This window comes from Aliirhizobium smilacinae (assembly GCF_006335145.1).
Classification (GTDB): Bacteria; Pseudomonadota; Alphaproteobacteria; order Rhizobiales; family Rhizobiaceae; genus Neorhizobium; species Neorhizobium smilacinae.
Genome location: NZ_VDMN01000001.1, coordinates 1,235,402 through 1,261,729 on the forward strand (window position 1 = coordinate 1,235,402; position 26,328 = coordinate 1,261,729).

Consider the following 26,328-nt stretch of genomic DNA (forward strand, 5'->3'; position numbering starts at 1 on the left):
CGAAATGTCCCTGTCTGCACAGGAAACGGAAATCAAGAACCCACCCGTTTCCCGCCCACCGCTCGATCCGCACCTTAAGGCCCTGGAAAACGAAGCGATCCACATCTTCCGCGAGGTCGCGGCGGAATTCGAAAATCCGGTCATGCTCTATTCGATCGGCAAGGATTCATCTGTCCTGCTGCACCTGGCGCGCAAGGCTTTTTATCCCGGCCGCGTCCCCTTCCCGCTTCTGCATGTCGATACGACATGGAAGTTCAAGGAGATGATCGAGTTCCGCGACCAGATCGCCGAGAAATACGATCTCGATCTGGTGGTCCACACCAACAAGCGCGGCGCGCAAGAGAATATCACGCCGTTCACCCACGGATCTGCGTTCTATACCGATGTGATGAAGACCGAAGCGCTCCGCCAGGCGCTGGATGCCGGCAATTACGACGCGGCCTTCGGTGGCGCACGGCGCGACGAGGAAGCCTCCCGCGCCAAGGAACGCATCTATTCCTTCCGAACCCCGGACCACAAATGGGACCCGCGCAACCAGCGTCCGGAACTTTGGAATATCTATAACGGAATGATCAAAAAGGGGGAGAGCGTTCGCGCCTTCCCGCTGTCGAACTGGACCGAAGTCGATATCTGGCGCTACATCCAGGCGGAAGATATTCCGCTCGTACCGCTCTATTACGCAGCCGAGCGCCCCTATGTGGAACGCGACGGGATGATGATCCTCGCGGAAGACCCGAGGCTTCAACTGCTCCCCGGCGAAGAAATCCAGCACGGCATGATCCGCTTCCGCACGCTCGGTTGCTTCCCGCTGACCGGCGCGATCCGCTCGACGGCATCCAACCTCGATGAAGTCATCGCCGAACTCGAGATCGCCACCGTCTCCGAACGCCAGGGCCGCGCCATCGACCGCGACCAGTCCGGATCCATGGAAAAGAAGAAGCGCGAGGGATATTTCTGAGATGAGCGCCACAGCAACAGCCAATAGTGCTTCGGCAAACGTCATACCCTTCGCCGAATCCGCCGCCCGCGTGACACGCGACACGCGCCCGCTTCGCATGATTACCTGCGGCTCGGTCGACGACGGCAAGTCGACCCTGATCGGCCGGCTGCTCTGGGACACCAAGGCGGTAAAGGAAGATCAGGCGGCGACGCTTGCTCGCGACAGCGGACAACAGAACGATCTCGGCCTGCCCGATTTCGCGCTGCTGCTGGACGGCCTTCAGGCGGAACGCGAACAGGGGATCACGATCGACGTCGCCTATCGCTATTTCTCCACCGACCGGCGCTCGTTCATCGTCGCCGATACGCCCGGCCATGAGCAATATACCCGCAACATGGTGACCGGCGCCTCGACCGCCGATCTCGCCATCCTGCTGGCCGACGCCCGCGCCGGCCTGCTCGAACAGACCCGCCGGCACGCAACGATCGCGGCGCTGATGGGCATTCGACAGTTCGTGCTGGCGGTCAACAAGATCGACCTGATCGGTTACGACAAGGCCGTGTTCGAAAAGATCTCGCATGAATTCCGCGAATTCGCACTGGCGCTCGGCGTGCGCCAGATCACGGCGATCCCGATGTCGGCGCTGAAGGGCGAAAACGTCGTCACGTCAGGTGCTTCGGCCATGCCATGGTATGAAGGCCCGACGCTGATCGAGGCGCTCGAGCTTGCCACCAGCCGTTCGACCCAGGCCGGCGGTTTTCGCCTGCCGATCCAGCGTGTCGTACGCCCCGGAGAGAGTTTTCGCGGGTATCAGGGAACGGTGTCGGGCGGTGCGATCAAGCCGGGCGACTCTGTGGCGATCCTGCCTTCGGGTACGGTCGCGAATGTAAAGCAGATCGTTACCTTCGATCTGGTGCGCAATGCCGCCGTTGCCGGCGACGCGGTGACGCTCGTTCTCGACCGCCAGGTGGATGTGGCGCGCGGCGACCTGATCGTCTCGATCGACAACCAGCCGATGACCGGCACGTCCTTCGACGCGCAGCTCGTGGCGTTGCAGCCAGGCGGTATCGAACCGGGCAAACGCTACTGGCTGAAGAGCGGCTCGCGCCGCCAGCGCGTCACCATCGAACCGCTTTCGCAACTCGACCTGCAGACCGGCCACTGGAAATCGCATGCATCGGTGCTTTCGATGAACGCGATCGGCAAGGTGCGCCTGTCCTTCGATGAACCGGCGGTGTTCGACGCCTATGAGCAGAACCGTTCGACGGGCGCTTTCATCCTGATCGATCCCGATACGCTGAACACGGTTGCCGGCGGAATGGTGACGGCCAAGCGTGGTGGTGTTGATGGCATTCATCGCGGCCGTGATGGCGAACAGCGCGTCGTTCTATCCTTGCCGGCGGATCTCGCGGAACAACTGATGGCGAGCGAGCTTTTCGCCAGCCGTCGCGACGAGGCCGAAATCAGGCGCATGACATCATCTGAGGCGGCAGAGATATTCTCCAATGCCGGCAGCGATATCTGATCAGGGTTCCAGTTGGAGGCGGCTTTGCCGCCTCCAAGCTCTGCCTCCACCCGTGGAATGCGCAGTTGTGCTATAGTATTTACCCTTTGCGCTAAGCATAGTTTCAACTAATCCGCTCAAATCGTGCGCGAGTATCGCCGCACCATTTACAACCTGACCGCTATTCATATTCTGCCTTTCGATTCGACATGACTTTATCGTTGATCGGGAGACTGACATATGAATCCCCTTTTCAAGAGAATTCTGCAGAAAGATAAATTGTCGCGCGTTTTCGTCGAGCGCCTGACAGAACCGCTTCACATCAATATGGCCTCTGCATTCGTTGCCCTGTTCGGCAGTTTTCGACGCAAGGTCGATTTCGACCTCGTGGTGCGACCGCAATATGCGTTTCCCATCCTGCGGGCAGCCGACCTTGCCCATGAGTGGGGTTACAAGCGCCTCACGCTGCTCGAGTTCGGCGTGGCGGCCGGGGCCGGCCTTATCAATATCTGCCATATCGCAGCCGAAGTGACGAAGGTTACCGGGATCGAATTCCGCATTGTCGGCTTTGATACCGGCACCGGCATGCCCGAGCCGATCGACTATCGAGACCTGCCCGAAGCCTATGCGGCCGGTGATTTCCCGATGGATCATGAAAAGCTGAGGGCCAGCCTTCCCGCCAATTGCGAACTGATCATCGGGCCGATTACCGAGACCCTGCCCGATTTCTTGAAAACGGTGGACGCGTCCGCACCGATCGGCTTCGCATCGGTGGACGTCGACTATTATTCGTCTGCCAAGGACGCTCTCGCCGTATTCACCGACATGCCGGAAAAATACCTCCCGCTGGTGCCGGTCTACCTCGATGACATCGGCGACATCACGGTCAATCCCTGGGTCGGCGAATGGCTGGCGGTCAACGAATTCAACGACGAGAACAAGATGCGCAAGATCGCGCCCTGGAACATGCTCAGAGCAAGGCGCATCTGCAAGAATGCCAAGTGGATCGAACATATCCACGGGTTACATGTGCACGATCATCCGGTCCGTACGCCCGGCACCAACCAAAGGGCACGGCGCACTGCAGACAACGAATTCATCGGTGTCAACTTCGCGGAGCGTGCAGCGTAAAGCGACCGGCTGACGTCTTTCAAAGATCGGATCCAGAAAAGAAAAAAGCCCGCGATGCGGGCTTTTTCGACTGGTCGGAGTGAGAGGATTCGAACCTCCGACCCCCACGTCCCGAACGTGGTGCGCTACCAGACTGCGCTACACTCCGTGACCAGTTGGGCCTCTATAGAACAGCATTTTTCCTTCGACAAGCACCGTGCTCGAAAAAAATGTGACAAGGCTTATTTCGTTTGTCGCACCCGGTTCAACGGTCACGAATGCGTTGCAAAAAAGCGGCGCTTCAAGAATTTGATGTCAAAGCCGTAGTCTGATCTCGCGATGAGGCAAGAAAATCTGCTAGCTGGAATATGACACAGGTTTCCGGAAGCAGTGCTCCGGGACAAGCCCTATCACACAAGGATTTTCACGGATCATGAGCCGCCGTCTCATCGCATCGACCGCCCTTCTTGCGCTCACGCTTTCAAGCTGCACGACTGTCACCATAACCGACAGCCCGATATCCAAGCGCTGGGTCGGCCACTCCGCCGGCGAGTTCTTTGCCAAGTACAATCCGCCGCTCGACGACGTCTCATCCGGCTCCAGCACCGTCTACAGCTGGCGCGGCGGCTACAAGCGCATCAAGCTGGAGAACGGCAAGAGCGCCAGCGTCAGCTGCTCGGCAAAGATCATCGTTTCTTCCGACTACACGATCCGCAATATCGAGATCACCGCCGACCGCCCCGGCGCGACCGGACCGAGCTATTGCCAGGAACTTCTGGCCGGCGCGTAACCCGCGGCATGACTTGCGGAGCAGCGGGTTTTTAGCCCGCGCTCCGTCCAATACCCCACGTATTGGTAGTAAAATCGGCCAGCTCTCTGGAAGTGCTGTCATTTCCGATAGCATAAAGCGCCGATTTGACATAATTTAGCGTCAGTTTCCGGCCGTTCACCAACCAGGGTCCTCAGACGCGTTTGTCCCATCTAGCAACTCACGCTCGTGTCGTCAGCGCCTTGGTGATGCGCGAAATGTCGACGCGTTTCGGAGCAAAGCCGGGTGGATATCTCTGGGCCTTCCTCGATCCGGTCAGCCATATTGCCTTCCTGTCCGTCATCTTCATGGCGATCGCCCATATGCCGCCGCTCGGCACCAGCTTTCCGCTGTTTTTCGCCACCGGCTATATAGGCTTCCAGTTCTATCAGGCGCTGGCCGGCTACCTGAACAGCGCCGTCAGCGGCAACAAGGCCCTGCTCAGCTATCCGAGCGTCGCGCCGATCGACACGGTTGCCGCACGCTATGTGCTGCAGATCGTGACCACGACGATCGTCGCGATCGGCGTGCTCGGCTATATCGTGCTGACGCTGCGCCATCCCGTTGCCATCCATCTTCCGCCGCTTCTGGAAGCCATGGCGGCAGCGAGCCTTATCGCGCTCGGCGGCGGGCTTGCCAACACGGTACTGTTCACCATGTACCCGATCTATGAAAAGCTGTTCGCCATTGTCACGCGACCGCTTTTCCTCGTGTCGGGGATCTTTTATCTGCCGGACTCGTTGCCGGGTTTTGCCAAGGATGTGATACTTTTTAACCCTTTGGCACATATCGTCATGCAATTCAGAACCGGATTCTACCCGCAATACCGGGCCGTCGGATATGACGGATTTTACGTCTGGAGTGTCGCGGCCGGTTTCATGTTCATAGGGCTTCTGCTGTTCACGACCTGCAGAGCGAGGCTGAGAGACCGATGATCCGATTGGAACGCGCAACCAAAGAGGTGCGCATGAAGGGTGTGCGGAAGATGATCATCGACAACGTGTCGGTGACTTTTCCACGCGGCAAGAGCATTGGGCTTTTAGGACGAAACGGCGCAGGAAAATCGACGCTGCTTCAGATTATCGCAGGCACGCTCGAACTCGACCGCGGCCGCATTATCCGACAGGGTAAAATCTCCTGGCCGCTCGGCTTTCAGGGCAGTTTTCAGGGCAATCTTTCCGGCGAACAGAATGTCCGCTTCGTTGCCCGCATCTATGGTGTCAATACCGACGAACTGGTGGCTTATGTCGCCGAATTCGCCGAACTCGGACAATTCTACCATGCTCCGGTGCGGACCTATTCGTCAGGCATGAAGGCGAGGCTGGCGTTCGGCGTGAGCATGGGGATCAATTTCGACTATTATCTGGTCGACGAGATCACCGCGGTGGGCGATACCAACTTCAAGCGGAAATCCCAGCTGACCTTCAAGGAAAAGCTGAGCAATTCTGACGTGATCATGGTATCCCACAGCACGGGGACGTTGCGGGACTATTGCCAGACCGGCATCGTTCTGGAAAATGGGCAGATGACCTACTACGATGACATCAACGAGGCCATCGACGTGCATGAAAGCAATATGAAGAGGCACTGAAATTGAACCAGACGGCTCCGAACACCGTATCGGGCAATCAAGTTGCTCAGCCCTCCTCGGAAGGCTCCATCGCCCAGCCGAGCAGAAACCTGCGCCTGCTGGAATCGTTGCTTGAGCGTCCGGCATCCGTACCAGCCCAGCCGGTACAGCCAGTTCAACCTGCATCCCCTGAAATCACACTGGATCCCGAATCGCCGGAACCCAAGCGCGGCTGGCTTGCGACGCTGAAAACGCGGCATATGGCGATCATCGGCGGTTTTCTTGCGCTGGTCGCGGTCCCTTCGGTCGTCAGCACAGGCTACATGGCCTTTGTTGCCGCAGACCAGTATCACAGCTTCTCGTCCTTCTCCGTGCGCAGCATCGAAGCCGCTCCGTCGAACGACCTGCTCGGCATGTTCACGCAAAGCTCGGCCGGCAGCACGCTTTCGGACTCCTATGTTCTCGTCGATTTCATCCTCAGCGAGCGCATGGTGCAGATGGTCGACGAGGCTTTCGGTCTCGATGCCGTATTTGAACGCCAGGGCATGGATTTCTTCTATGGAATAGCGCCAGACATGCCGATTGAGGACAGGCTCGCCTATTGGCGCGGCATGGTGACGGTGAATTTCGACCAGACCTCGGGGATCATGGATCTTCAGGTCAAGGCATTCACCCCCGAAATGTCGCAGAAGGTTGCCGCTTTCGTCATCGCCCAGAGCGAGAAGCTGATCAACGACCTGTCGCTGACCGCCCGCAACGAAGTGCTGAGGACTGCGCGGGACGAGGTACAGACTGCGGAAGATCGCCTGACCCAGACACGCGCATCGTTGAGAAGCTATCGCGACGCGTCGCAGGAAGCCGATCCCGTCGAAGGCGCCAAGCTTGCGGCGCAGCTGGTCGGCTCGCTCGAAGAGCAACTGGTCAAACTGAAAACCGAACTTTCGACTGCACTCACGCAGATGGGCGGGAATACGCCGCGCGTGCGGGTGATCCGCTCGCAGATCTCTAGCCTGGAAAACCAGCTGACGCTGGAGCGCCAGCGTTTCGGCAGCGGCGCTTCAGGAAAGGGCGGACGTTCAACCGGCCAGGCAACCGATGTGGCCGGTCGTATCGCGCTTTATGAATCGATCCAGACGCAGAACGAGTTTGCCGAGCGCGCCTATACCGCCTCCCTCGCCTCTCTCGAAAAGGCCCGTGTCGAGGCAGGCGCAAAACAGCGGTATCTCGCGGTGTTCATCAAGCCGACCCTGTCGCAGATGGCGCAATATCCGCATCGCCTGCTGAACCCGATCCTTGTAACACTGGCAGGACTGCTCCTGTGGGGCGTCGCCGTAATGATCTTCTACAATATTCGCGACCGACACTGACGGCAGATGCCGGCGGTTTGGCAACGAAATCCGAACCACCGGCACCGCGCTTCGTCATCCAGAGACGAGACACGTCCTTGAACTACCTGACCACCCACGCACGCATCGTCACCGCTTTCGTGATCCGTGAAATCGCCACCCGATACGGGCGAAGCCCGGGCGGATACGTGTGGGCTCTGCTGGAGCCGGTCGCCTTCATCGGGCTCATGTCGCTGCTGCTGGGGTCGCTTGGAAGACTGCCGGCCCTGGGAACCAGCTTCACCCTGTTTTATGCCACGGGTTACCTCGCCTTCAGCATGTACAAGGGTATGGAAGGTTATCTCGTCTCGGCGATCAGCAGCAATAAAAGCCTGATGAGCTACCCGAAAGTATCGCCATTCGATGCCGTCGTGGGGCGGCTCATCCTGCAGGGAATGACATCCTGTGTGGTAACCTGGGTTATCATCTACGCGGCGATGTGGACGACCAACCAGCCGATCACCCTTCAGTGGTCATGTATCGTCGAAGCGATCGCCTTTGCGTGGATCATGGCGCTTGGGGTCGCACTCGGAAACACGGTGCTGTTCTTCAAATTTCCGCTCTACCAGAAGATCTTCGACATCGTCATGCGACCGCTGTTCCTGCTGTCCGGCGTGTTCTACGTGCCCTCCCACATGCCGCATCCATTCTCGGACGTGCTTCTGGCCAACCCCGTGACGCAGGTTGTCGTGCTGTTTCGCGAGGGGTTCTACGTACAGCACGGAGATACGGGGCTGGACATGCCCTTCCTCATAGCCACATCGACAGGCCTTCTGTTTGTCGGAATGCTTCTTTTCACGATTTTCCCGGTCGCTCGGGCGCGCGACTGACCAAGTCTACAGCCTGTTCAACGCCGAAAGAGCGCCTTGATCAGGCCCAGAGCGGATCGACTGTGAGCCTGCAAGCGATAGTGGACGAGACGTTTCGCCCGCTCCGAGGAAAGCACGAAGGTCAGGAGAAAAAAGACCGTCATCGACAGTTTGACCTTGGCGGAATACGGGTAGGTCCACAAAAGCGACAGAAGAAAAAGAAACTGCCGCAGCCCGACGCGCGCACTTTTGGCGATCGCCAGATAGAAGCTGCGTTCCTGATGAAAATAGGCGCGATCGGCAGTCACCAGTCCGGATCCCAGGCCTTTTTCATTGAGTAGCCTGCGCAGATGCTCAAGCCTGTCCACGAACCGTTCCGCCTCACGCTGGAGAGGTACGGGGTTTAATTCTTCACCGAAACCGGAATCATTGCGGTCATGCACGCGGTAAAGGCCGAGCGGCTTGGAGAGACTGATGACATCACCCATGAAAGGCGCCACGAAGAGGATGACGCCATCGACCGCGCGCTCGTAATCGGCGCCTTCTATCAATTGACAGACATCCCGACGGAACACGTTGCCGGATGTCGGGGGGCTTGTGTAGGAGCCCGTTTTCAGCACTTCTTCGACCAGTTCCCTTCCACGGAAGTCCGCAAGCGGCGGGATCGGACCGCTGATAACCGTCCGTTGCGCATCCATTCTGAGCAGAGGAAATTGAAGCTTCGCCACGCCTTCATCGAGACGGGAGAGGATTTCGTTGAAAGCGCCAGGCAATAGCTCGTCGTCGGCATCGAGAAACAGAATGAAAGGGGCCGTCGTCTCCTGCAGCCCACGGAGACAGGCGAGCCTTTGTCCCGCGTTGTCGATGCGATACGCCCTGACGCCGGTTCGGGAAATTTCGACCCAGGAATTATCCGTCGAGCCGTCGTCGATGACAACCAGTTCACAGTCCTTACGGCCCTGTTTCAAGACGCTGTCGATAGCATCGATGACGTATTCCGCATAATTCCAGCAGGTCACGATAACCGCGAGTTTGGGAGTGCCGGAGCCGTGCGGTTCCGCGGTAAGATTACTGCTCAGGTCTGCCGAGGCGCTCTCATGCGGTATCGAGACAGCATCCTCTTTCATGATCGCTGCCTGTTGATCACATAACCAACGAGGTTGGCGCCGGCCCTGCGAAACTGCTGTTCGGCATCCTTCACGGCCTCCCGCGTCGTGCGCCCCCACCGCGCGACGATTACCACCGCATCGGATTGAGACGCCAATGCCAAAGCATCGAGAGAGCTGTCCAGGGCTGGCAGGTCGATGATGACATCGCCCTTCTGACGAGCCGCCTCGATGATCTCGCGAATGCGCGGATGGCGGAAATTGGAATAGACGTTGGTCGCCGTATCACGGGAAAGCACCGGCAGGATCGCGACCCCGTTCCGCTGCTCGAAGACCATGTCCGCGATATCCGCATCCGAAATCGCAGCATCGGCCAGCGATGCCAGCGGACCGCCCGTCACGCCTCTGATCTGCTCGCCGCACCAGAACAGGGTTGCTGTCCGGCCGCTTCGCTTCAGCATGTCGGCAAGGCTGAGCGCGAGCGCCGAGCTGCCGGCATCGCGGGAATGCCCCGCCAGGGCGATCACGGCGTTCTTCTCGCCTTTCTTGAGCGTGTAGGAGATGTCGATCAAGGTACGCAGATCGCGGATCGCCGCGGCGTGGCGCTGCAGCCGCTGGCTGGCCCCTACCCGCGTCGCCATTTTCAGCCTGCCGCCGGTTTCAGGAATCTGCGCCATGCAAGGAAGCGTGGTTTCGAGCTGGAGATCCTTGGGATCGCGAACCCGGCGATCGAAAGCAATGCTCATCGCCAGCCCGGCCATTCCGACGAACAGGCCGAGTATACCACCGAATGCGACGATCAGCGAGGTTCGCGGGCTCGACGGCGCAAGCGGAGAAAGTGCTGCACCGGTGATCTTGGCATCAGCATCGGGCGTCGCCGCCTTCGGCAGCGTGCCTTCCTTCATCGCTTGCCTGGCCGTCTCCACCTGAGCCGACAATGCATCGAGCCGGCCTTGCAGGGTTTCCGTGCCGGCACTTGCAACCTGTTCCTTGGAGGTTACGGATTGCAGGATGTAACCGGAGATGATGGCGTTGGCGACGCGCGCGGGCTGGGCCGGATCCGTCGACCAATAGCCAACCGCAACGACATAGGATTGGCCGACGCGGCGTGCAGAAACCCTCTCGATGAAATTGGCGAAAGCCACCCGCTTGAGATTTTCTTCCGGACCTTGCGTCAGCGCGGACACATCACTCTCGCCGGGCTGGGCGGAAAAGGTGGAGCGCACCAGTTCGATCGCACCCGTGATTGTCGATTTCAACAGACCTGCGGGCTGGGGGGCGAGTTCCGGGCTTTCATAGAGTTTCAGGCTCTCGAAAACTGCGGAGAGAAGCCGTTCCGAAAGAATGATCTGCAACTCGCTTTCGGCACTGTTCAGATCGAGCCCCTGCTGCAGGACAGAGCTGGCATTGGCGAACTGGCGCGGCTCGAGCAGCATGGTTGCAGTCGCATCATAGGTCCGTGGCAATGACTGCGCGTAGAGTGCTGCTGCGACAATGCCGGAAAACATGCAGGCCAGCAGGCGGATCTTGTATCGCCACGCGATCGCAAAAACCAGTTTCAGGAACATGACAGGGCCATCGACCCTGTTGTCCTTCGGCGCATTATCCAGCGGCCAGATTCGCGACGCTCGCTCGACGGGACCCGGTCTGTCAAAAGTCATCGTGCGACACCTCCGCCAAGGCGCTCGAGTTTGGTCGGCGCAACCTCCAGCGAGGCTGCTCTTTCGGGATTGATCTGGCCGCGGAAAAGGTCAAGCAAAGCCCTCAGATTTCCCTTCACCCTGCCCCGACGATCGATGAACGGCTCAGGCGACAAGGATTTTGCAAAATTCATCGACATGTTGCGCCAGATCTGGCCGATCGCCTGTTTGGTCGTCATCGTTCCCTTCCGACGTAGATAAACGGGATTGATTACCTGCGAATATCCCAGGCGCTGGCCGCTGACCCGGCCGACCTTCACCCCCATGTGAACACCATAGGCTTCTGCGCATTTGACCAGATCCCCGCTTTTTTTCGCAAGCGATGCACCGAAATCCCGATCTTCCAGCCAGCCATAGAGAACAAGACGCTCATCGAAGCGGTTGTCGCCTATGGCCGACACCCTGTAGGCCATGTTGCAGCCGTAAGGACTGAACGGCCGCTCCCATCCTGGTCCGTTAGCAGCGGGAGCCTGTTCGACCAACCTGACCGCCTCGTCAAACGGTATGCCCGGCCCCTTGATACCATCGGCCACCACGCGGCCAGTAAATCCGACGACACTGCTTTCATCGGCGAAGGCGCGAGCCGCAGTTGCAAGCCAGTTCGGATCAGCGACGAAATCGTCGTCCAGAAAGACGACGACGTCAATTCCCACTTTCAGATGCTCCAGAGCGTTGTTGCGCTGTGCCGGCAATCCCGCTTTTCCCGTGATGACCTCGACACGATGATCATCGGCGAGATCTCCGGCATCGCTGCGATCGACGCAGGAAAGGATCACGCGTTCCGGAGCGAGGGTCTGCGTTGCCAGCAAATGGCCGATGGTCTGCGACACGACGGCCGGGCGACCGCGGGTGGCGATGGCAACCGCGACCCTCGCAATGGGCTGGACTTCCGCTTGGCGGGACGCAAGCCGAGCTGTCGGTCTCTCAAGCAATTCACGGTAACCGGCGGCGGTCTCGCGCCAGGAGAATTTCTGCGTCTGAACGAAACCTTTTGCGCGCAGGTCGTCCGCCACGGAGGCCGAATTCTTCAGGGTTTCGACATGTTTTACCCATTGCGCCGGGTCGAAAGGCGATGCCAGCAGTGCGGCATCGCCACAGACTTCGGCCATGCTCGAATGGTAGGATGATATGACGGGACATCCCAGCGCCATCGCCTCGACGACCGGAAGGCCAAAACCCTCGTTCAGCGACGGGAAAGCAAGACACAGGGCATGTTTGAGGAAATAAGCGATATCATCGTCCGACACACGGCCGGCCATGATGACATTGCCGGGCTGCTCCGCGGTGCTTTCGCTGAAAATGCCGAAATCCCCCCCGGCGACGACAATGTCGATGCCGAGTGCATCAAGCTCTGCCGCGATCTTCGACAAAAGCGAGAGGTTCTTGTGTTTGGCGCGGGATCCGAGAGCGAAAACATAGCGGCGTGACCGCGTGGCAATCGAGCTTACGATGCCGGGTGCCACTTCCGCCGCATCGGCATTCCATTGCAGGACATGCTCATGGCCGTTGGGTAGAACGGCGATATCCTTTGCATCGATCGGCAGGTAGCGGGCCAGCTGACGCGCCGAGGCATGCGATACGGTCGCAATCCTCGTTGCGCGTCTTGCCAGGACAGGCTGGATGGATTTGTAGGCCGTGCGGAACGCGAGGCTGTAACTGTCAGGCGCCGCAAAGACATTGCCGTCATGGATACAGACGATCTGCTCCTTTTTCGCAATCGGAGCCGTATTGCATAGATTGAGCAAAGGCCCGCGCCAGTTTAACGGCAATGCGCATTGTTCCCACGCATGCCCTTTAAGCCTGCTGCTGATCTCGATCCGTTCGAAAGATTTCAGGCCCGGATCAACCGCACCGGACGGGAGGAGAAGCGTCGCGAGCGGATCGCCGCCACTCGCCTCGTCCAAAGCCTTCAGGACATTCAAGGCATAACGCTGCACACCGGTTGGCGCATGGGTCAGAAAGCGTCCATTGACTGCAAAACTATTCTTCAGGCCCATCGATCAATTCCAACGCTTTCTCTGCAACAGAAACTATTGTTGAAATCTCGCCCCAGTAAAAATACCGGGCACTTCAATATCATTAGCACAATAAATTTGAGCTGCAGCACTGAATAGTCGAAATAGTTAATCCGGCGGGGATGAAAATCCTGAGGACATCGGGATAGGTCGATCGCGCGCATCGGGCGCTCGGATGAGGCGCATGAAACGAGAAGACCGCGATCTCTCAATAGCTTCCACGCGCATTCAGAACGGCAGGGATGGTCTTCACCATGATCATGAGGTCACCGACAAGGCTGCGGTTGGCGACGTAAAGTGCGTCGAGCTGCACCCGTTTGACGTAGTCCGCATCGCTTCGTCCGCTAACTTGCCACAGTCCCGTGAGACCGGGACGCACGCGGATGTAATCGGCATAGTTCTGGCCGTAGTATATCGTTTCACTGGGAACGATCGGACGAGGTCCGACCATGCTCATATGACCAAGCACGACATTGACGAGCTGCGGGATCTCGTCAATGCTGCTCTTGCGCAGGAACGCCCCGAAAGGCGTCACGCGCGGATCGTTCTTTAGCTTGCGCGTTGCCGCCCATTCGGCCCGTTCCGCCGGATTGGCCGCCAAGTATTTCTCAAGCAACTCTTCGTTATTGTTAACCATCGTCCGGAACTTCAGGCACGGGAACATTCCCCCGCCGCGTCCGATCCTGCGATGTCCGATAAAAATCGGCTTCCCTTGAATCACAAGCAAAATAAGAGACGTGATCAAGAATAGCGGAGCGAGAACAAGCAACGCAGTCAGCGAAAGAAGAACATCCAACGCACGCTTCACAAACAAAGAAAGCCGTCTGGACATTCTTAACTTAGTTTTATCGGAAACGAATAATCGCTGAACGCCGCTTTCGCTAGCGCTTGCATTAACGTCACGCATTGACGCACTCCATATCAGCAGATGTGATTAAAGATCAGTCGTTTTGCATGCACTTCTTAACACTGTTAATTATTGCTAACAAATGCTTAAAAGTTTGACAATATATTTATTGACTGTAGTCTAGTGAAAATTGTGAGAAACTCCAGAAAGTCTTCTTTGATGCTTTCCGGCCCGTTCCCGCTTAGTTCCTCTTTGGAACAAATCAACAGTTGAGGTAAGTCCTCAAAACTCTCGGGCATTAGTACGGTTTAGAGAATTTATCCATTCTCATGAGGTTGTTCATGCGCGTTGCAATCATCCACTATTGGCTCGTTGGAATGCGAGGCGGTGAAAAAGTTCTTGAAGCGATCTGCAAGATTTATCCGCAGGCCGACATTTACACACATGTGTATGACAAGGATTCTATATCCGCTGCGATCAATTCACACACAATTTATCCGACCTTCATCAATTCTTTGCCATATGCAAAGCGGCTGTATAAAAAGTACCTGCCGTTGATGCCGATGGCGCTGGAACAGCTGGACCTAAGTCAATATGACCTAGTCATCAGTAGCGAATCCGGTCCCGCCAAGGGCGTTATTCCGAACTCACCTGCCGTTCACATTTGTTACTGCCATTCGCCGATGCGATATGTCTGGAACATGTATCACGAATACTATCGAAAGTCAGGCCTGATGACGCGGTTGATGATGCCGCCGCTCGCGCATCGCCTGAGAGCCTGGGATATAGGCACGGCGAGCCGTGTCGATCATTTCGCCGCCAACTCGGTCACGGTCGCCAACCGGATCAGAAGCTATTATCGGCGGGATTCCGATGTTATCCATCCTCCGGTCGATACTCAGGCCTTCCGGCCGGTGCCGATGCAGGAGGTCGGCGACTATTACCTGATGGTCGGCGAACTCGTCGGTTACAAAAGGCCCGATCTGGCTGTTCAGGCCTTCAACCTGATGAAGAAGAAACTCGTCGTCATCGGCGGCGGCGAGATGCTGGATTACCTTCGCAAGATTGCCGGCCCGACGGTGACGATCATGGGGTCGCAATCCTTCGACGTGCTGAAGTATCATTATGCCCGTTGCAGAGCCTTGATCTTCCCGGGGGAAGAAGATTTTGGTATTGTGCCACTGGAAGCAATGGCGAGCGGTCGCCCGGTGATCGCGTTTGGACGCGGCGGAGCAACCGAAACGGTTATCGATGGCAGGACGGGCGTGTTCTTCAAGGAACAGACCGTCGAGACGCTGATCGACGCAATCGATCGCCTGGAGCGCATGGACTTTGACCCGGCCGATGCCGTGACACGCGCGGCCGATTTTGCAACGCCTGTTTTCATCAGGAAATTCAGTAACTTCGCGTACAAGGCATTGGGCACTGAGCCGCCGCCTGCCGTGAGAGCCGCACAGATCGCATGACACAGACGAAATAGCTGAAGGAGCATCGGGAACGTGACGCATACCAATTCCTCCAGTCATCGCCGCCGCAAAGCAATCTCTTCTTTCTCTGCAAGTGCATGGATAGTTGCACTTGCTTCAAGCATGCTCGTGTCCGCCCTCGGCCCGACAATGGCGGCCACCTATCTGCTTGGCCCGCTCGATGTGCTGAAGATCCGTGTGTTCGAATGGCGACCGAGCGCCGGTATTGCCTATGAATGGGTGCCGCTGACGGGAGAGTTTACGGTTTCTGCCTCCGGCACGCTGTCGCTGCCGATCGTCGGCACGATCCCGGTCGCCGGCAAGACGCCGGAAGAGGTATCCGACATCATCGGCGAGCAACTGCAGGCGCAGATTGGGCTTCAGAAGCGTCCGAACGCGTCGATCGAAATCTCCAGCTACAGGCCCTTCTTCGTCACGGGTGCTGTCGGAACACCTGGCAAGTTCAACTTTCTCCCAGGTCTGACCGTCACGCAGGCGCTCAGCATGGCAGGCGGCAGCGGAAGCATCGATCCGCGGGTCATGGAGGTTCAGCGCGAGGCCCTGGTCAACCAGGGCGCGATGCGTGAACTCGAAGCAGAACGCCTCGGCCTTGTGGCGAGGCAGGCACGCGTGGATGCGATGCTGACAAAGAGCAGCAAGATCAATTTTCCGCGGGAACTGACGGAGCGCGCCGTCCAGACAGGTGCCGGACCTGTGATGCGCAACGAGCAGGCTCTTCTCGACAGCCGCCTGCGATCGATGGATTCGGATCTGACGGCGCTTGAGCAGTCCAAGGTTCTTGCCAAGAACCAGATAGAAGGGCTGAAGCAGAAAGAGGCGTCCCTTACGAAGCAGATCGATCTTGCCAACAAGGATCTGAGTTCCGTCAACAAGCTCGTCTCTCAGGGCCTGACCGTATCGTCACGCCAACTCGGCGCCAACCAGAACCTTGCGGATCTCGAAAGCCGGAATCTCGACGTGTCGCTGGCGCTTCTGACGACACAGCAGGATCTGACCAAGCTCGATCAGGACGCGTTGGCCGTGGTCGAGAAATTCAAGGCTTCCGCCCTGACGGAAGCTGCAGAGCTCAGAGACAAGCTCGCGGCCAATGACGAGAAGATGAGAACATCGCAGGCCTTGATGCTCAATATTGAGATGCGCGTGCCGGCCGCCTTGTCTGCCCTGAATGCCGAAGGCAGGCCCCGAACGATCACCAAGATCAGCCGGAATATCAACGGAACAGCCGAGACGTTCGTGGTCAAGGACGATGATCTGGTGCAGCCGGGCGACGTCATTCGCGTGGAGCCGCAACAAAACACCCTGACGCAAAACGGCGGTGCGTCTCAGTAACCGGCATAAACCTTAACCGGCAGGAAAACTTAAAACCACGGCAAGCGGGGCTTGATCGAAGGCGGGCGTACATGCGATATTAATATTAGAGAATCCTAATTAAAATTGAGTAATGAATGGTTACTTGGGTCCTAATCCTGTCCGCCGCTATTGGCGCCGTTTGCGGAATCTGGCTCCATGTTGTTGTATTCACGATACTTTCCGTAGTCGTTGCAGCCGGCTACCTGTTAACCGCCATCATTTCCGGGCTTTCCCTGGCGTCTACCGCCTTATGGATCGTGATGCTGAGCGCTGCGCTTTGTGCCGGTTACATCGCCTCGCATGTGCTGCGCTATGTGATCCATACCCGCGCGTATAAAGCCAAGCGCCAGCATTCGGAACTGGAAGCGGGCAGCAAATACCTCCACGATCAACAGCAGCCATGACCGCGAAAGCACGCAACAGGATGCGTGCTCGAAGCCAGTGCCGAGCCTGACAAAAATTTGACGGTTCGCAGCGAGTTCTTCCATCTACGCTCCCGCCCCCAGGTCAGCCTTGTAGTATTCTTCGCCGCACAGCGGGATCAAAATCACGCATCAATGTTTATTTCGATAGACGGCATGTCTATCGTTGATCTACTCTATCAATACATAGTGTTCATCTGAAATATTGATGCCTGGATCATAGGTTTACCACGATCGGTGGCTCCAATTCCGATAATACAGGGTAACATCCGAGTAGACGCGTTATCATCCGGAAATCGTTGAAGTGCGAGTTCACGCGCAACCTCCTTGCAAACAGGATCCGACATGTCGAAGCTGCCACGTAGAACATTCGTCAAGGCATCGATGCTGGCAGGCGCCGGGGTGATGCTTGGGGGCAAGGCACAGGCGGCCAGCGACCCGACGAGCGGGCGGCGCCTGATTTTTGACGAGCAGTTCAGGACGATCGACTGGACGGTATGGGAAGCCGGACGGAAAGCGACGACATTCGACCCCGGTTTTTACGGCCGTTCGGCCTTTTCCCGCAGCACAGGCGAGGAAGGTTTCAACCCTTACGCAATCGTCGACGACGCGGCCACGGCCAATGGCAAAGCCTTGCAGATCTCTGCCAAATATATCGGGCGGGAGATGTCCGTGCCGCATTATTTCGGCAACCAGCAGCCGGAGTTCCAGTGGATATCCGGCAACCTGCAGACGGCCCGCGGAGACGGGACGATCATGAAGGGATGGCGGACCGGTTATTTCGAGACGCGGATGATCTTTCCGAAACATCCCCTCACCTGGCCTGCCTTCTGGCTGATGAACGGCCGCAGCATTCTGTTTCCCAAGACCAGCATCGAGATCGATGTCGTTGAACAGAAGGGGTTCGAGCCCGGCAATTACGGGGCCTATCTGCACGAATGGGGCGAACCGGGGGAACGCCATGCCGAGGTGGGCGTGAAGACGCCGGTCGACATGACGACGCAATATTGCCGATACGGGGTACTGGTGACGGAAACGGAATGCAGACCGTATTTCGAGCGGGAGCCGGTCATCGATCCCGCGACCGGCAGGCCGACCATCTGGCCGATTGGCCGCGCTGCCGAAATAACGGCCAACAACGATGTCTTCTGGCCGCTTGTAACACTCGCATTGCGGGCGGACATTCCCTATCCGGACCCGCTGCTTGCCGAACATATGGAGACGTCGATGCGGGTGGACTATGTAAAGGTCTATGCCTGAGCGGGCACCGGTGCGAATGACGTTTCGGGCTCTTGTGACGGCACTGCGGTCGCAAGTCCGGCCATGACGAAGAACAACAGACCGGTATCGACCGTCGAGCCCGACACCGAGGCGCCGATGAGAAGGCAGAGGCAGCCGTTGCGGGCTGCGAGGCGGACATCGCCGTCGAATGTGCGCTGTGTTCCGCGTCTGGTGTAAAAGGCCGAGAGGAAGAACAGGCCGAAGAAGATAACTCCCGGAATACCGACATTGGAAAGAAGCGCGAGGACGAAGCTCGATGTGCGGGATGTGCCGAGCCCGACGCCCAGCCCGTAGCTATCGATGAAATTGCTCCAGCCATAGGCGTTCCACATGCCGCGCTCCACACCCGATGCGGATGTCGCCTTGCTGAACAGGAGCAGATCGAAATAGGCGTAAAGCTGGCGGAATATCTCATCCTGCATCACGATTATCATGCCGATCAGGATGAGGATGACCGGTGCGAACAGCACGATGCCGGCGCTGATACGGGTGCCGGATTGCCCTCCGCAGCGGAAAAAACACGTGACGTAGAGAATTGCAAGGCAGACCGGCAAACCGAACAAGCCTGCCGACGAGGTCGATCGAATGACCATGATCGAGGTGAGAAGAAACAGGAAACCTGTGGTCTTGCTGTAGCGTCCGCAGATGCGCATCGTGCCGGTAAATCCGATCACGCCGAGGCTGACGCCGGCGAATGTCGAGGCTTCCGGCCAGGATCCCACCACACGCTTGACGCCGGCGACGACGTCTTCATCATGAAAGGCGTAAGGCGCGTTGCGGATATAGCTGAAAAGCTCCTGTACAGGTGTGCCGTAGGTGACCAAATCGGCGATGCCGAAAAACAGGTTCGCAGATGCGAAGGTGAGAACGGTTGCTGTCGCGGCACGAAAGCCGGCCACGGTGGACGCCATCGCAACGACCATGACAAAGGTCACGATGTTGGCCGTGTTGTAGATGGCCTGGGTGAGGTTGCTGGAGACCGGACCGAGAGGGACCGCGCCGCCGGTATCGGGATATTCCGACGACCCGAGCGGGATGATGTTCATCGTCTGCGCCCAAAGCCTGGGGGCAAAGAAGCCGGTAATCACGCCATAGGTCAGAAGGCAGACCAGCCAGAAGGCGGGTTGCGGGAACGCCAGGGCGTTGATCGCAACTTTCATCTTTTCGCGATAGGAGAGCGTTGCAAGCGCGAGGAAACCGACAAACAGATGGCCGGGCTGGATGCCGGCCGAGCCGATCATCACTGCCGCGGCACCGCCGAACACGGTCATCACGCCGAAGGCAATGGTTGTCGCCCGGTAGCCGGATATCAGGCAGAGGATTCCGATAATGAGCGTGAAAACGCCAACGGGCGGGATACTCATCGCTGAGCCCCCGCCGCTTTCGGCAGATGATTTTCGCGCGCCCTCACCCGAAAGCGTTTTAGCGCAAAACCGGTTTCCACTTTTGCTGGAATCACTCTACTCCTCGACTGTTCCAGATAGTCCAAGCGCTGCGCGGGCTGCACGTTCACCGCTCAGGAAGGCGGCGTCCGTCCAGATATAACCCCACTGGCCGAAGCGTCCGCAATATTCAATGCCGACCTCGTCGAGATAGGCATGCACGGTCTCGACGGCGGCCTTGCGGTCGAGGTCGAAGATCACGTTGCCGAAGGGCAGCATGATGGCGCTCTTGTGGATGATTTCGGCCCGCGACTGGACGACGCCGGACTTGATCAGCGCATCGATGGCCGGTTCGATCCAGTCGTCCGCGTGGCCGGTCAGCGGCCGGTACTTCTCGCTGAAATAGATTTCGGCCTGCAAGGCACCACAGCCATCGGGAACGCTTTTCTTCGACAGGTTGCCGCGATAGCTGACGCGGGCAAACGGGATATCCTCGTCGTAGAAATAGGACCATTGCGGCTTGGTCTCGATCGGGCGGTTGAGGCCGATATTGACGACGACGACCTGAGTGCAGGCAAGCCTGGCTGCAGCTTCGCGGACATCATCCGGCACGCCCTTGATCAGCGGGATGACGATCGGAAGCGGCAGGGATGAAATCAGCTTGTTGAAGTCATGCGTCGTGCCGTCCTTGAAGGTCAGCTGCTTTTCTTTCGTGTCGATCGCCGCGATCTCGTGGTCGCAGAGAACTTCGGCCTTATCGTAAAAACCGCTGATGAAGGACTCGAAGCCACCTTCCGTCGGGTAACGGAACTCGTTGACATAAAAGACGTCGAGCGGCTCATGCTCCAGTGCGCCGCGCAGGACCTCTTCAAGATTGGGCCGGTAGAGACGCGGTCCCAGCCAGTCGGTCGACATGTTGCTGGCACCGGTCGTATGATATTTGCGGGTATAGACCGCCGGAAAAGTTTCCGCGAAGGTCTTGCCGAAGGCGGCCAGCAGCCAGTCCTCGTAGTTGGCGATCTTCGGGTTTTCGACCTGCCGGGCCTCGATGAAATCCTTGATGCAATTGACCACCAGATCGGCCGGCAGGCCATGCAGGTTGACCTGGGCCGGATGCTTGATCCAGTGCCCCTGCCAGTAATTGTTGCAATAGACATTGCCGGTCTCGAATTTCTGGCCGGTCGATTCCGCGAACAGGTCCTTCACACGGGGGTTTTTCGTGAACGAGATATGCACGCCCTCGTCGAAAACGAAGCCGTCGCCATTGCCGAAACTCGAGGTCAGCCCGCCCGGCCTCGAGCGCTTGTCGTAGATCCTGGCCCTGATGCCATTGGCAAACAGAACGTTGGCGGCGCCGAACCCGGCCATGCCGCCGCCCAAGATCGCGTATCCCTGATGCTCCATCATCGTTCCCTTGTCACCATTCCCTCATTACCGTTACCGGTCGTTCAGTTCACCCAGCGGACGTCGTCGGAAAGACGACCTGAATCCATCAGGCGTTCCAGTGTCGTCAGCCGCTTGGCGGCAGCAGGGATGACTTCGCGTCCGGCCTGCTTGGCAATTGTGAGACCGTTCACGAGGCGCTCGATCGATTCCGACAGGGAAACCGCCGGCTGATGTTCGGGGGCCGCCTTGGCGAAGCGGGTGAAATCCACCTGATAGGAGCGCAGATCCGGCAGTGCATCCTTGTTGATCGAGACGCTGGTACCAGGGATGGCTTTCGCCACGGCTTCAGCGAGCTGAGAGACCTGATAATTGTTCTCGTTGCGGCCGGCATTGATGGCGACGAAGCTTCCACCATTGTCGATCTCGCGTTTGATCGCCCATTCCATCGCACGCGCCATATCCTTGACGTCGATCAGCGGACGCCAGGGCGTGCCGTCGCTCAGAACCTTGATCTCGCCGGTCGACAGGGCCGTGGCGACGAAATCGTTGAGCACCAGATCGAGCCTCAGACGCGGGGACTGGCCGCAGGCTGTCGCAAAACGCAGGCAGGTGATCGCCATGTCCGGCGCCTCAAGCTGCTCCAGCGCCTGTTCGGTGGCGATCTTCGAGCGCGCATAGGCCGTCAGTGGCGTCAGCGTATCGGTCTCCTTGCGCGGGCCGCCCTCGGCATAACCGTAGACGCTGCAGCTGGAGGCAAAAACGAAGCTCTTCACGCCGGCTTCGGCTGCCGCAGAGGCGATATCGACGCTGGCGCGGTAGTTGATGCCCTCCGTCTGCTTCTCGAAACGGGCGCCGATCGGATCGTTGGAAAGGGCTGCGAGATGCACGACCGCATCGACGCCCTCCAGCAATTCAACCGGAAAATCCCGAACATCGCCAAAGACCTGTTTGTCGAGCACGCGTTCAGGGAATTCGTCAGGCGCGGTCAGGCATTGGGCGAAATAACCGGTGTCGAAGCCGATCAGCTCGGCATCCGGCCAGACGGAGCGAAAATGTGCTGCGACGACCGGGCCGATATAGCCCATGTTTCCGGTGATCAGGATACGCATACTTCACCTCTGCCTTATCTTGTGGTTGTCGAAAGAAAAGTGACGGACGGGCTCGCCCCGCCCGCTTTCTCAAGCTGCGTCGGCCGGTAGCCGAACTGGGTGACCGTGCGCAGCAGCATGCCGAAGCCAACCCTTCTGACATCGCGCGGTGTCCGCATCGCAGTTGCGATACGCAGCAGATGCAGTCCGTTGCGGATATTGGCGCCGATGCGACCTATCTTGTGGCCGCTGCGGGTTATGCCGCCATAGATCAGCTTTGGTTGAGGCAGCCCGCGGAAACTGCTCCTGATCTCCTTCAGATCGCCTTCCGGATTCATGCCCAGTTTCTCGAAGGTCTTGTACACGGCCCCGGTGTAAAGCGGCCTTGTATGCAGAATTGGCGAGGCATCGATGAAGGCGGCGCGATAGGCCGGTTTTGCCATCATCATAGTCCAGATATCGTCCTGCCCCCAGCCGGTCGGCCAGCGGTCGAGCACGGGCAGAAGCGTGCGCAGATAATCCGTGCGGATGATCGGGCACATCGGCTCGACATAATTTGCATAGCGAAGCTGGAATGCCGGGCAATGCGCCGTGACGGGATAGGAAATATGGCTCGACGGCAGAAGCGACGGCTGGCCTATATCGAGATCGTTCGAGGCCATGATCTGAAACAGGCTCGACAAGCCGCTCGGCTCGAACAACAGGTCGTCATCCGGGAACATGATGTAATCGTATCGGTCGAGCAGATCGGGGTTCGCCCGCAGATACCTGCAGGCGCTATCCCATTTCGTGCCCGTATCGACCGAGAGCGGAAAATCCCCGTCGTCGAGGTCCGTCTGCTGCTCGTCATAAGTGCTCAGTTGCAGGTCCCAGTTTCGCGACGCCTTCGCCTCAAGCAGCCAGTTGCGATGCAGCGACAGGCGGCCGACACGGGCGAAGACCAGGTTTCGAACTTGATGAGCGTCAGACATCAGGCGACCTCGATCTCCTGCGGATAGGGAATGGCCTTGAGGAAGGTGCCGCCCTTCTTCTTGTAATCCGCCTGCTGGACGACGATCTCGTCGGCAAAATTCCACGGCAGGATGAGGAGATAGTCGGTCGGCGCGGTGACGAGCTCTTCGACCGGCTTGATCGGCAGGCGCACGCCCGGCATGAACTTGCCGACCTTGTGGGTATTGCGATCGACGACGTAGGAAATCGTGCCGTGCGGCAGGTCCGCGTAGTTGAGCAGCGTGGCGCCCTTGGCGGCGGCGCCGTAAGCGGCGATCGTCTTGCCGGCAGAGTGGAATTCACCCAGCATTCGGCGCAGTTCATCGCGAATGCCCGAAACGCGCAGGCCGAAATCCCGGTAACATTCGAAACCGGTCAGCCCCATCGCGGCTTCCTCGTCCTGCATCTTGACCAGGCGATCCGTCTTGCCGGGCGTCTTGCTGACCCGCAGGCGCAGCGAACCGCCATGGATATCGAGCTTTTTGGCATCGTTGAGATAAAGCCCGTGCCGGCCCATCAGCGGTTCGAGGGCTGCCAGCGAATAATAGAAGAAATGCTCGTGATAGATCGTGTCGAAGGCGCAGCTTTCGATCAGATCCTTGACGTAAGGGAATTCGAATTCGGCAATGCCGTCATCGGCAAGCAGGATCGAAAAACCCTCGACGAAATAGTTGATGTCGTTGACATGGGCGAGCACGTTATTGGCCAGCATGACCGAGGCGCGCTTGCCTTCCGCGACCAGTTTCGTCGCCACGTCCTTGCCGAAGAAATCGATCACCGTCGGCACACCGATCTCAATCGCTGCCTTGGCCGGGCCGGAGGCCGGATCAATGCCGAGAACGGGAATGCCCTGTTCGACGAAATTCTTCAGCAGATAGCCGTCATTGCTGGCGATCTCGACGACGAGATTGTCAGGCCCGAGGCCACGTTCCGCGATGAGATCGAGCGCATGCTCGCGGCTATGGACGAGCAGGGCCGGAATGAAGGAGGAGAAATACGGATAATCCTGACCGAAGAGGATTTCCGGCGGCACGTCCTCGCTCACCTGCAGAAGGCCGCATTCCTGGCACAACACGACCTCAAGCGGGAAAAGCGGCTCCTGAACACCGAGCTGTTCGGGTTCGAGCAGCGCGTTTGCAAGCGGCTGCTGGCCGAGGTCGAGGATCGTGTCCAGATGATTGCCACCGCAGGACCGGCAGGCGGTGATGCGGCCGGATTTCGGCGTTGATGCTTCCACTTGAATGCTTGCGATAGTCATGGCCGAACCTCCGTGATTAATTCAGCGTTCAAACATAATTCTGCGGCTGCGCGTATTCTGGAGAACGGCGCTTTGGCGCGTTCTGCGATATCGAGAAGCGAGCGGTTGCCGTCGCACTGGTTGAGGATCCAGAGCAGGTCCATCTGCGAGGCACCGCCGGCTTCCTTCTGTCCGGCAATGGCACGGTAGAGCCCGCGCCGGCCAAGCTGAGGTTCGCCCCTTCCGTCGACGCGGCGATAGGTAACGTTCCGCTGCAGCAGATCGATGAGGTCCACCAGCAGCCGAAAGGACTGACCGAGCGCCTCCGACGTGACGAAATCGCAATTGTCGAGCGAGGTATGATATTCCGGAAAGGTGCCGTGGATGGCACGCATAAGGCAGCCGACCGGAAGAGCGATGCCGGGCGAGCCGTATTGACGCTCGTCATAACCATAGGGCGAGAATTCAAGCGTTTCGAAAGCGTGGCCGCTGTGCCGCAACACATGCTCCGTCGCCAGATCCACGACGGCGCCGTTGACGGTCTTCTTGTAATGGAACGGCCCGTCGTCACCGATGCAGGTGAGAACCAGACCGTGGACGATCCGGTCGAGATGATCCTCGTTCTGCGCCAGCCAGGTGATTGCGCCGATGGTTGCCGGCAGGAAGAGGAAGCGGATACCGAACCGAGGCTTCGGCTGCGCCAGGAAATGCCGGACGAGCGCGGTCGCGACGGTGATGCCGGACAGGTTGTCGTTGGCGAGGCTCGGGTGGCAGATGTGGACGGAGATCAGGATTTCCTGTTCGGTTTCGCCGGGAATGAGGAACTCGCCATAGGTCAACGCGCCATCGGCCAGCTCGCTGTCGATCTCGACCTCGTAAGCCTCGTCCTGCATCGTCTGCCAGAGCGAATGCGGCAGGCAGAAACCCCAGTTCTCGGCATAATAGGAGGTGCGATAAGGGATTGCGTCCGGCTGGTCCGGCAGCGTGTGGATATGCGCCGCCAATTGCTCACGGGTGAAGGTGCCGCGGACGGGCACGCTGTAACCGACCACATGCAGGTTGCTGTCGGCAAAATCGACCAGCACACGACCATCGAGCGTCTTGATCGTCGCTCCGCGAATATTCCACTCGCGCGGCACGTCCCAATCGAAGACCTTTGTGCCGGTGGCAACTTCGTGGATGTCGAGCGGGATATGCTTTTTCAGCGCCTGCAGCGTCGCACGCACGCCGTCGCCGGTCAGGCTGCGCGGCAGCGGAAACAGCGTCTTGAGCAAAGACATCATGTCGAGCGGCAGCAGGGTGCCACCGTCTTCACTGTCCGCAGTCTTGAATACGCCATCCAGCATCATGCATCGCTCCGTTGGAGCCAGGGCATTCTCGCCTCAAGATCCGGCCATATCCGATCCTTGTCGGACATTTCCGTTACCGGTTCCGGCCATTCGATCGACAGGAGCGGATCATCGTAACGCGCTCCGTCATAGAGTTCCGGATAATAGGCCTCGCCCATCAGGTATTCGACAATCGCATCCTCGGTCAGAGCCTGAAACCCGTGGGCGAAACCGGCCGGAATAAACAGCATCTTCCCTTCGTCTTCGCCGAGTTCGACATGAAATATCTCGCCCAGCGTCTTCGATCCCTCGCGAAGGTCGACTATAACGTCGTGGATGCGTCCATGACTGCAACGGACGACCTTGGCATCGGCATGCGGCGCCCTTTGAAAATGCATGCCGCGAACGGCGCCGCGTGTTTTCGTCAGGGACGTATTTCCCTGAATGGGCGTGAATGGGACACCGGCATCGTCAAAAAGCTTCGTGCACCATACGCGGGCAAAGCTGCCGCGACTGTCCGCGTGGACCTTGAGATCGATAAGCTTCGCATCCGTGCCGCCGAGAGAGGTGAAGTTCATGACGC

The 26,328-nt window shown here is 58.4% G+C and carries 23 protein-coding genes and 1 tRNA gene; 12 read left to right on the plus strand and 12 right to left on the minus strand.

Annotated features, from left to right (window positions below; genetic code table 11):
- The first annotated feature begins 4 nt into the window (after window positions 1-4).
- The 3 genes from cysD (at window position 5) to FHP24_RS06120 (ending at window position 3,575) form a co-directional block, all read left to right on the plus strand.
- The gene (gene cysD / locus FHP24_RS06110) at window positions 5-958 is read left to right on the plus strand and encodes a sulfate adenylyltransferase subunit CysD (RefSeq protein ID WP_139674310.1); all 954 of its coding nucleotides are present in this window, start codon (window positions 5-7) and stop codon (window positions 956-958) included.
- A gap of 1 nt (window position 959) precedes the next feature.
- A complete protein-coding gene (gene cysN, locus FHP24_RS06115) occupies window positions 960-2,465 on the plus strand; it encodes a sulfate adenylyltransferase subunit CysN (protein ID WP_139674314.1) in 1,506 nt (501 codons plus the stop codon).
- Window positions 2,466-2,684: 219 nt separating this feature from the next.
- Window positions 2,685-3,575, plus strand: a complete 891-nt coding sequence (locus FHP24_RS06120; protein ID WP_180355912.1) for a hypothetical protein — start codon at window positions 2,685-2,687, stop codon at window positions 3,573-3,575.
- Between the two features lie 71 nt (window positions 3,576-3,646).
- Here FHP24_RS06120 and FHP24_RS06125 read toward each other — a convergent pair.
- Window positions 3,647-3,723 (minus strand) — tRNA-Pro (locus FHP24_RS06125).
- Window positions 3,724-3,987: 264 nt separating this feature from the next.
- Here FHP24_RS06125 and FHP24_RS06130 point away from each other — a divergent pair.
- The 5 genes from FHP24_RS06130 (at window position 3,988) to FHP24_RS06150 (ending at window position 8,147) form a co-directional block, all read left to right on the plus strand.
- Window positions 3,988-4,344 (plus strand): hypothetical protein, encoded by a 357-nt coding sequence (locus tag FHP24_RS06130; protein ID WP_139674317.1) that lies wholly within the window; start codon window positions 3,988-3,990, stop codon window positions 4,342-4,344.
- A gap of 182 nt (window positions 4,345-4,526) precedes the next feature.
- A complete protein-coding gene (locus FHP24_RS06135; RefSeq protein ID WP_139674320.1) occupies window positions 4,527-5,297 on the plus strand; it encodes an ABC transporter permease in 771 nt (256 codons plus the stop codon).
- Window positions 5,294-5,953 carry an ABC transporter ATP-binding protein gene (locus FHP24_RS06140; protein ID WP_139674323.1) on the plus strand — a complete coding sequence of 220 codons (660 nt, stop codon included), beginning with the start codon at window positions 5,294-5,296 and terminating at the stop codon, window positions 5,951-5,953. The genes FHP24_RS06135 and FHP24_RS06140 overlap by 4 nt, the downstream gene beginning before the upstream one ends.
- Window positions 5,954-5,955: 2 nt before the next feature.
- Window positions 5,956-7,299, plus strand: coding sequence for an RkpR, polysaccharide export protein (locus FHP24_RS06145; protein WP_139674326.1), 1,344 nt, complete (start codon window positions 5,956-5,958; stop codon window positions 7,297-7,299).
- A gap of 17 nt (window positions 7,300-7,316) precedes the next feature.
- On the plus strand, window positions 7,317-8,147 hold the full coding sequence (locus FHP24_RS06150) for an ABC transporter permease (protein ID WP_180355913.1): 831 nt from the start codon (window positions 7,317-7,319) through the stop codon (window positions 8,145-8,147).
- A 17-nt stretch (window positions 8,148-8,164) separates the two neighbouring features.
- On the opposite strand, the gene FHP24_RS06155 is transcribed toward FHP24_RS06150, so the two are convergent.
- From FHP24_RS06155 to FHP24_RS06170, 4 genes are all read right to left on the minus strand, one after another.
- Entirely contained in the window at window positions 8,165-9,253 is a 1,089-nt protein-coding gene (locus FHP24_RS06155; RefSeq protein WP_139674333.1) for a glycosyltransferase family 2 protein, read from the minus strand.
- The gene (locus FHP24_RS06160; RefSeq protein WP_139674337.1) at window positions 9,250-10,893 is read right to left on the minus strand and encodes a Wzz/FepE/Etk N-terminal domain-containing protein; all 1,644 of its coding nucleotides are present in this window, start codon (window positions 10,891-10,893) and stop codon (window positions 9,250-9,252) included. Before FHP24_RS06160 ends, FHP24_RS06155 begins: the two co-directional genes overlap by 4 nt.
- On the minus strand, window positions 10,890-12,929 hold the full coding sequence (locus tag FHP24_RS06165) for a glycosyltransferase (protein ID WP_139674340.1): 2,040 nt from the start codon (window positions 12,927-12,929) through the stop codon (window positions 10,890-10,892). The genes FHP24_RS06160 and FHP24_RS06165 overlap by 4 nt, the downstream gene beginning before the upstream one ends.
- Window positions 12,930-13,155: 226 nt before the next feature.
- Entirely contained in the window at window positions 13,156-13,854 is a 699-nt protein-coding gene (locus FHP24_RS06170) for a sugar transferase (RefSeq protein ID WP_139674343.1), read from the minus strand.
- Between the two features lie 281 nt (window positions 13,855-14,135).
- On the opposite strand from FHP24_RS06170, the gene FHP24_RS06175 reads away from it, so the two are divergent.
- From FHP24_RS06175 to FHP24_RS06190, 4 genes are all read left to right on the plus strand, one after another.
- Entirely contained in the window at window positions 14,136-15,260 is a 1,125-nt protein-coding gene (locus FHP24_RS06175; RefSeq protein ID WP_180355914.1) for a glycosyltransferase, read from the plus strand.
- Between the two features lie 123 nt (window positions 15,261-15,383).
- Window positions 15,384-16,610 (plus strand): polysaccharide biosynthesis/export family protein, encoded by a 1,227-nt coding sequence (locus tag FHP24_RS06180; protein ID WP_139674346.1) that lies wholly within the window; start codon window positions 15,384-15,386, stop codon window positions 16,608-16,610.
- 116 nt (window positions 16,611-16,726) lie between these two features.
- Complete coding sequence (locus FHP24_RS06185; RefSeq protein ID WP_139674349.1) at window positions 16,727-17,035, plus strand: hypothetical protein; 309 nt, start codon at window positions 16,727-16,729, stop codon at window positions 17,033-17,035.
- Between the two features lie 363 nt (window positions 17,036-17,398).
- The gene (locus FHP24_RS06190) at window positions 17,399-18,313 is read left to right on the plus strand and encodes a glycoside hydrolase family 16 protein (RefSeq protein WP_139674352.1); all 915 of its coding nucleotides are present in this window, start codon (window positions 17,399-17,401) and stop codon (window positions 18,311-18,313) included.
- Here the strand turns inward: FHP24_RS06190 and FHP24_RS06195 are convergent.
- The 7 genes from FHP24_RS06195 to FHP24_RS06225 form a co-directional block, all read right to left on the minus strand.
- Entirely contained in the window at window positions 18,304-19,698 is a 1,395-nt protein-coding gene (locus FHP24_RS06195) for a hypothetical protein (RefSeq protein WP_139674355.1), read from the minus strand. The genes FHP24_RS06190 and FHP24_RS06195 overlap by 10 nt on opposite strands.
- Before the next feature lie 96 nt (window positions 19,699-19,794).
- Complete coding sequence (locus FHP24_RS06200; protein ID WP_210237809.1) at window positions 19,795-21,123, minus strand: protoporphyrinogen/coproporphyrinogen oxidase; 1,329 nt, start codon at window positions 21,121-21,123, stop codon at window positions 19,795-19,797.
- Window positions 21,124-21,164: 41 nt separating this feature from the next.
- Window positions 21,165-22,211: an NAD-dependent epimerase/dehydratase family protein gene (locus FHP24_RS06205; protein WP_139674358.1), complete on the minus strand. Its 1,047-nt coding sequence runs from the start codon at window positions 22,209-22,211 to the stop codon at window positions 21,165-21,167.
- 14 nt (window positions 22,212-22,225) lie between these two features.
- Entirely contained in the window at window positions 22,226-23,161 is a 936-nt protein-coding gene (locus FHP24_RS06210; protein ID WP_139674361.1) for a DUF707 domain-containing protein, read from the minus strand.
- Entirely contained in the window at window positions 23,161-24,438 is a 1,278-nt protein-coding gene (locus tag FHP24_RS06215; protein ID WP_139674365.1) for a class I SAM-dependent methyltransferase, read from the minus strand. Before FHP24_RS06215 ends, FHP24_RS06210 begins: the two co-directional genes overlap by 1 nt.
- On the minus strand, window positions 24,435-25,763 hold the full coding sequence (locus tag FHP24_RS06220; protein ID WP_139676161.1) for a DUF4910 domain-containing protein: 1,329 nt from the start codon (window positions 25,761-25,763) through the stop codon (window positions 24,435-24,437). The genes FHP24_RS06215 and FHP24_RS06220 overlap by 4 nt, the downstream gene beginning before the upstream one ends.
- A complete protein-coding gene (locus tag FHP24_RS06225; protein WP_139674368.1) occupies window positions 25,763-26,323 on the minus strand; it encodes a dTDP-4-dehydrorhamnose 3,5-epimerase family protein in 561 nt (186 codons plus the stop codon). Before FHP24_RS06225 ends, FHP24_RS06220 begins: the two co-directional genes overlap by 1 nt.
- Window positions 26,324-26,328: the final 5 nt, after the last annotated feature.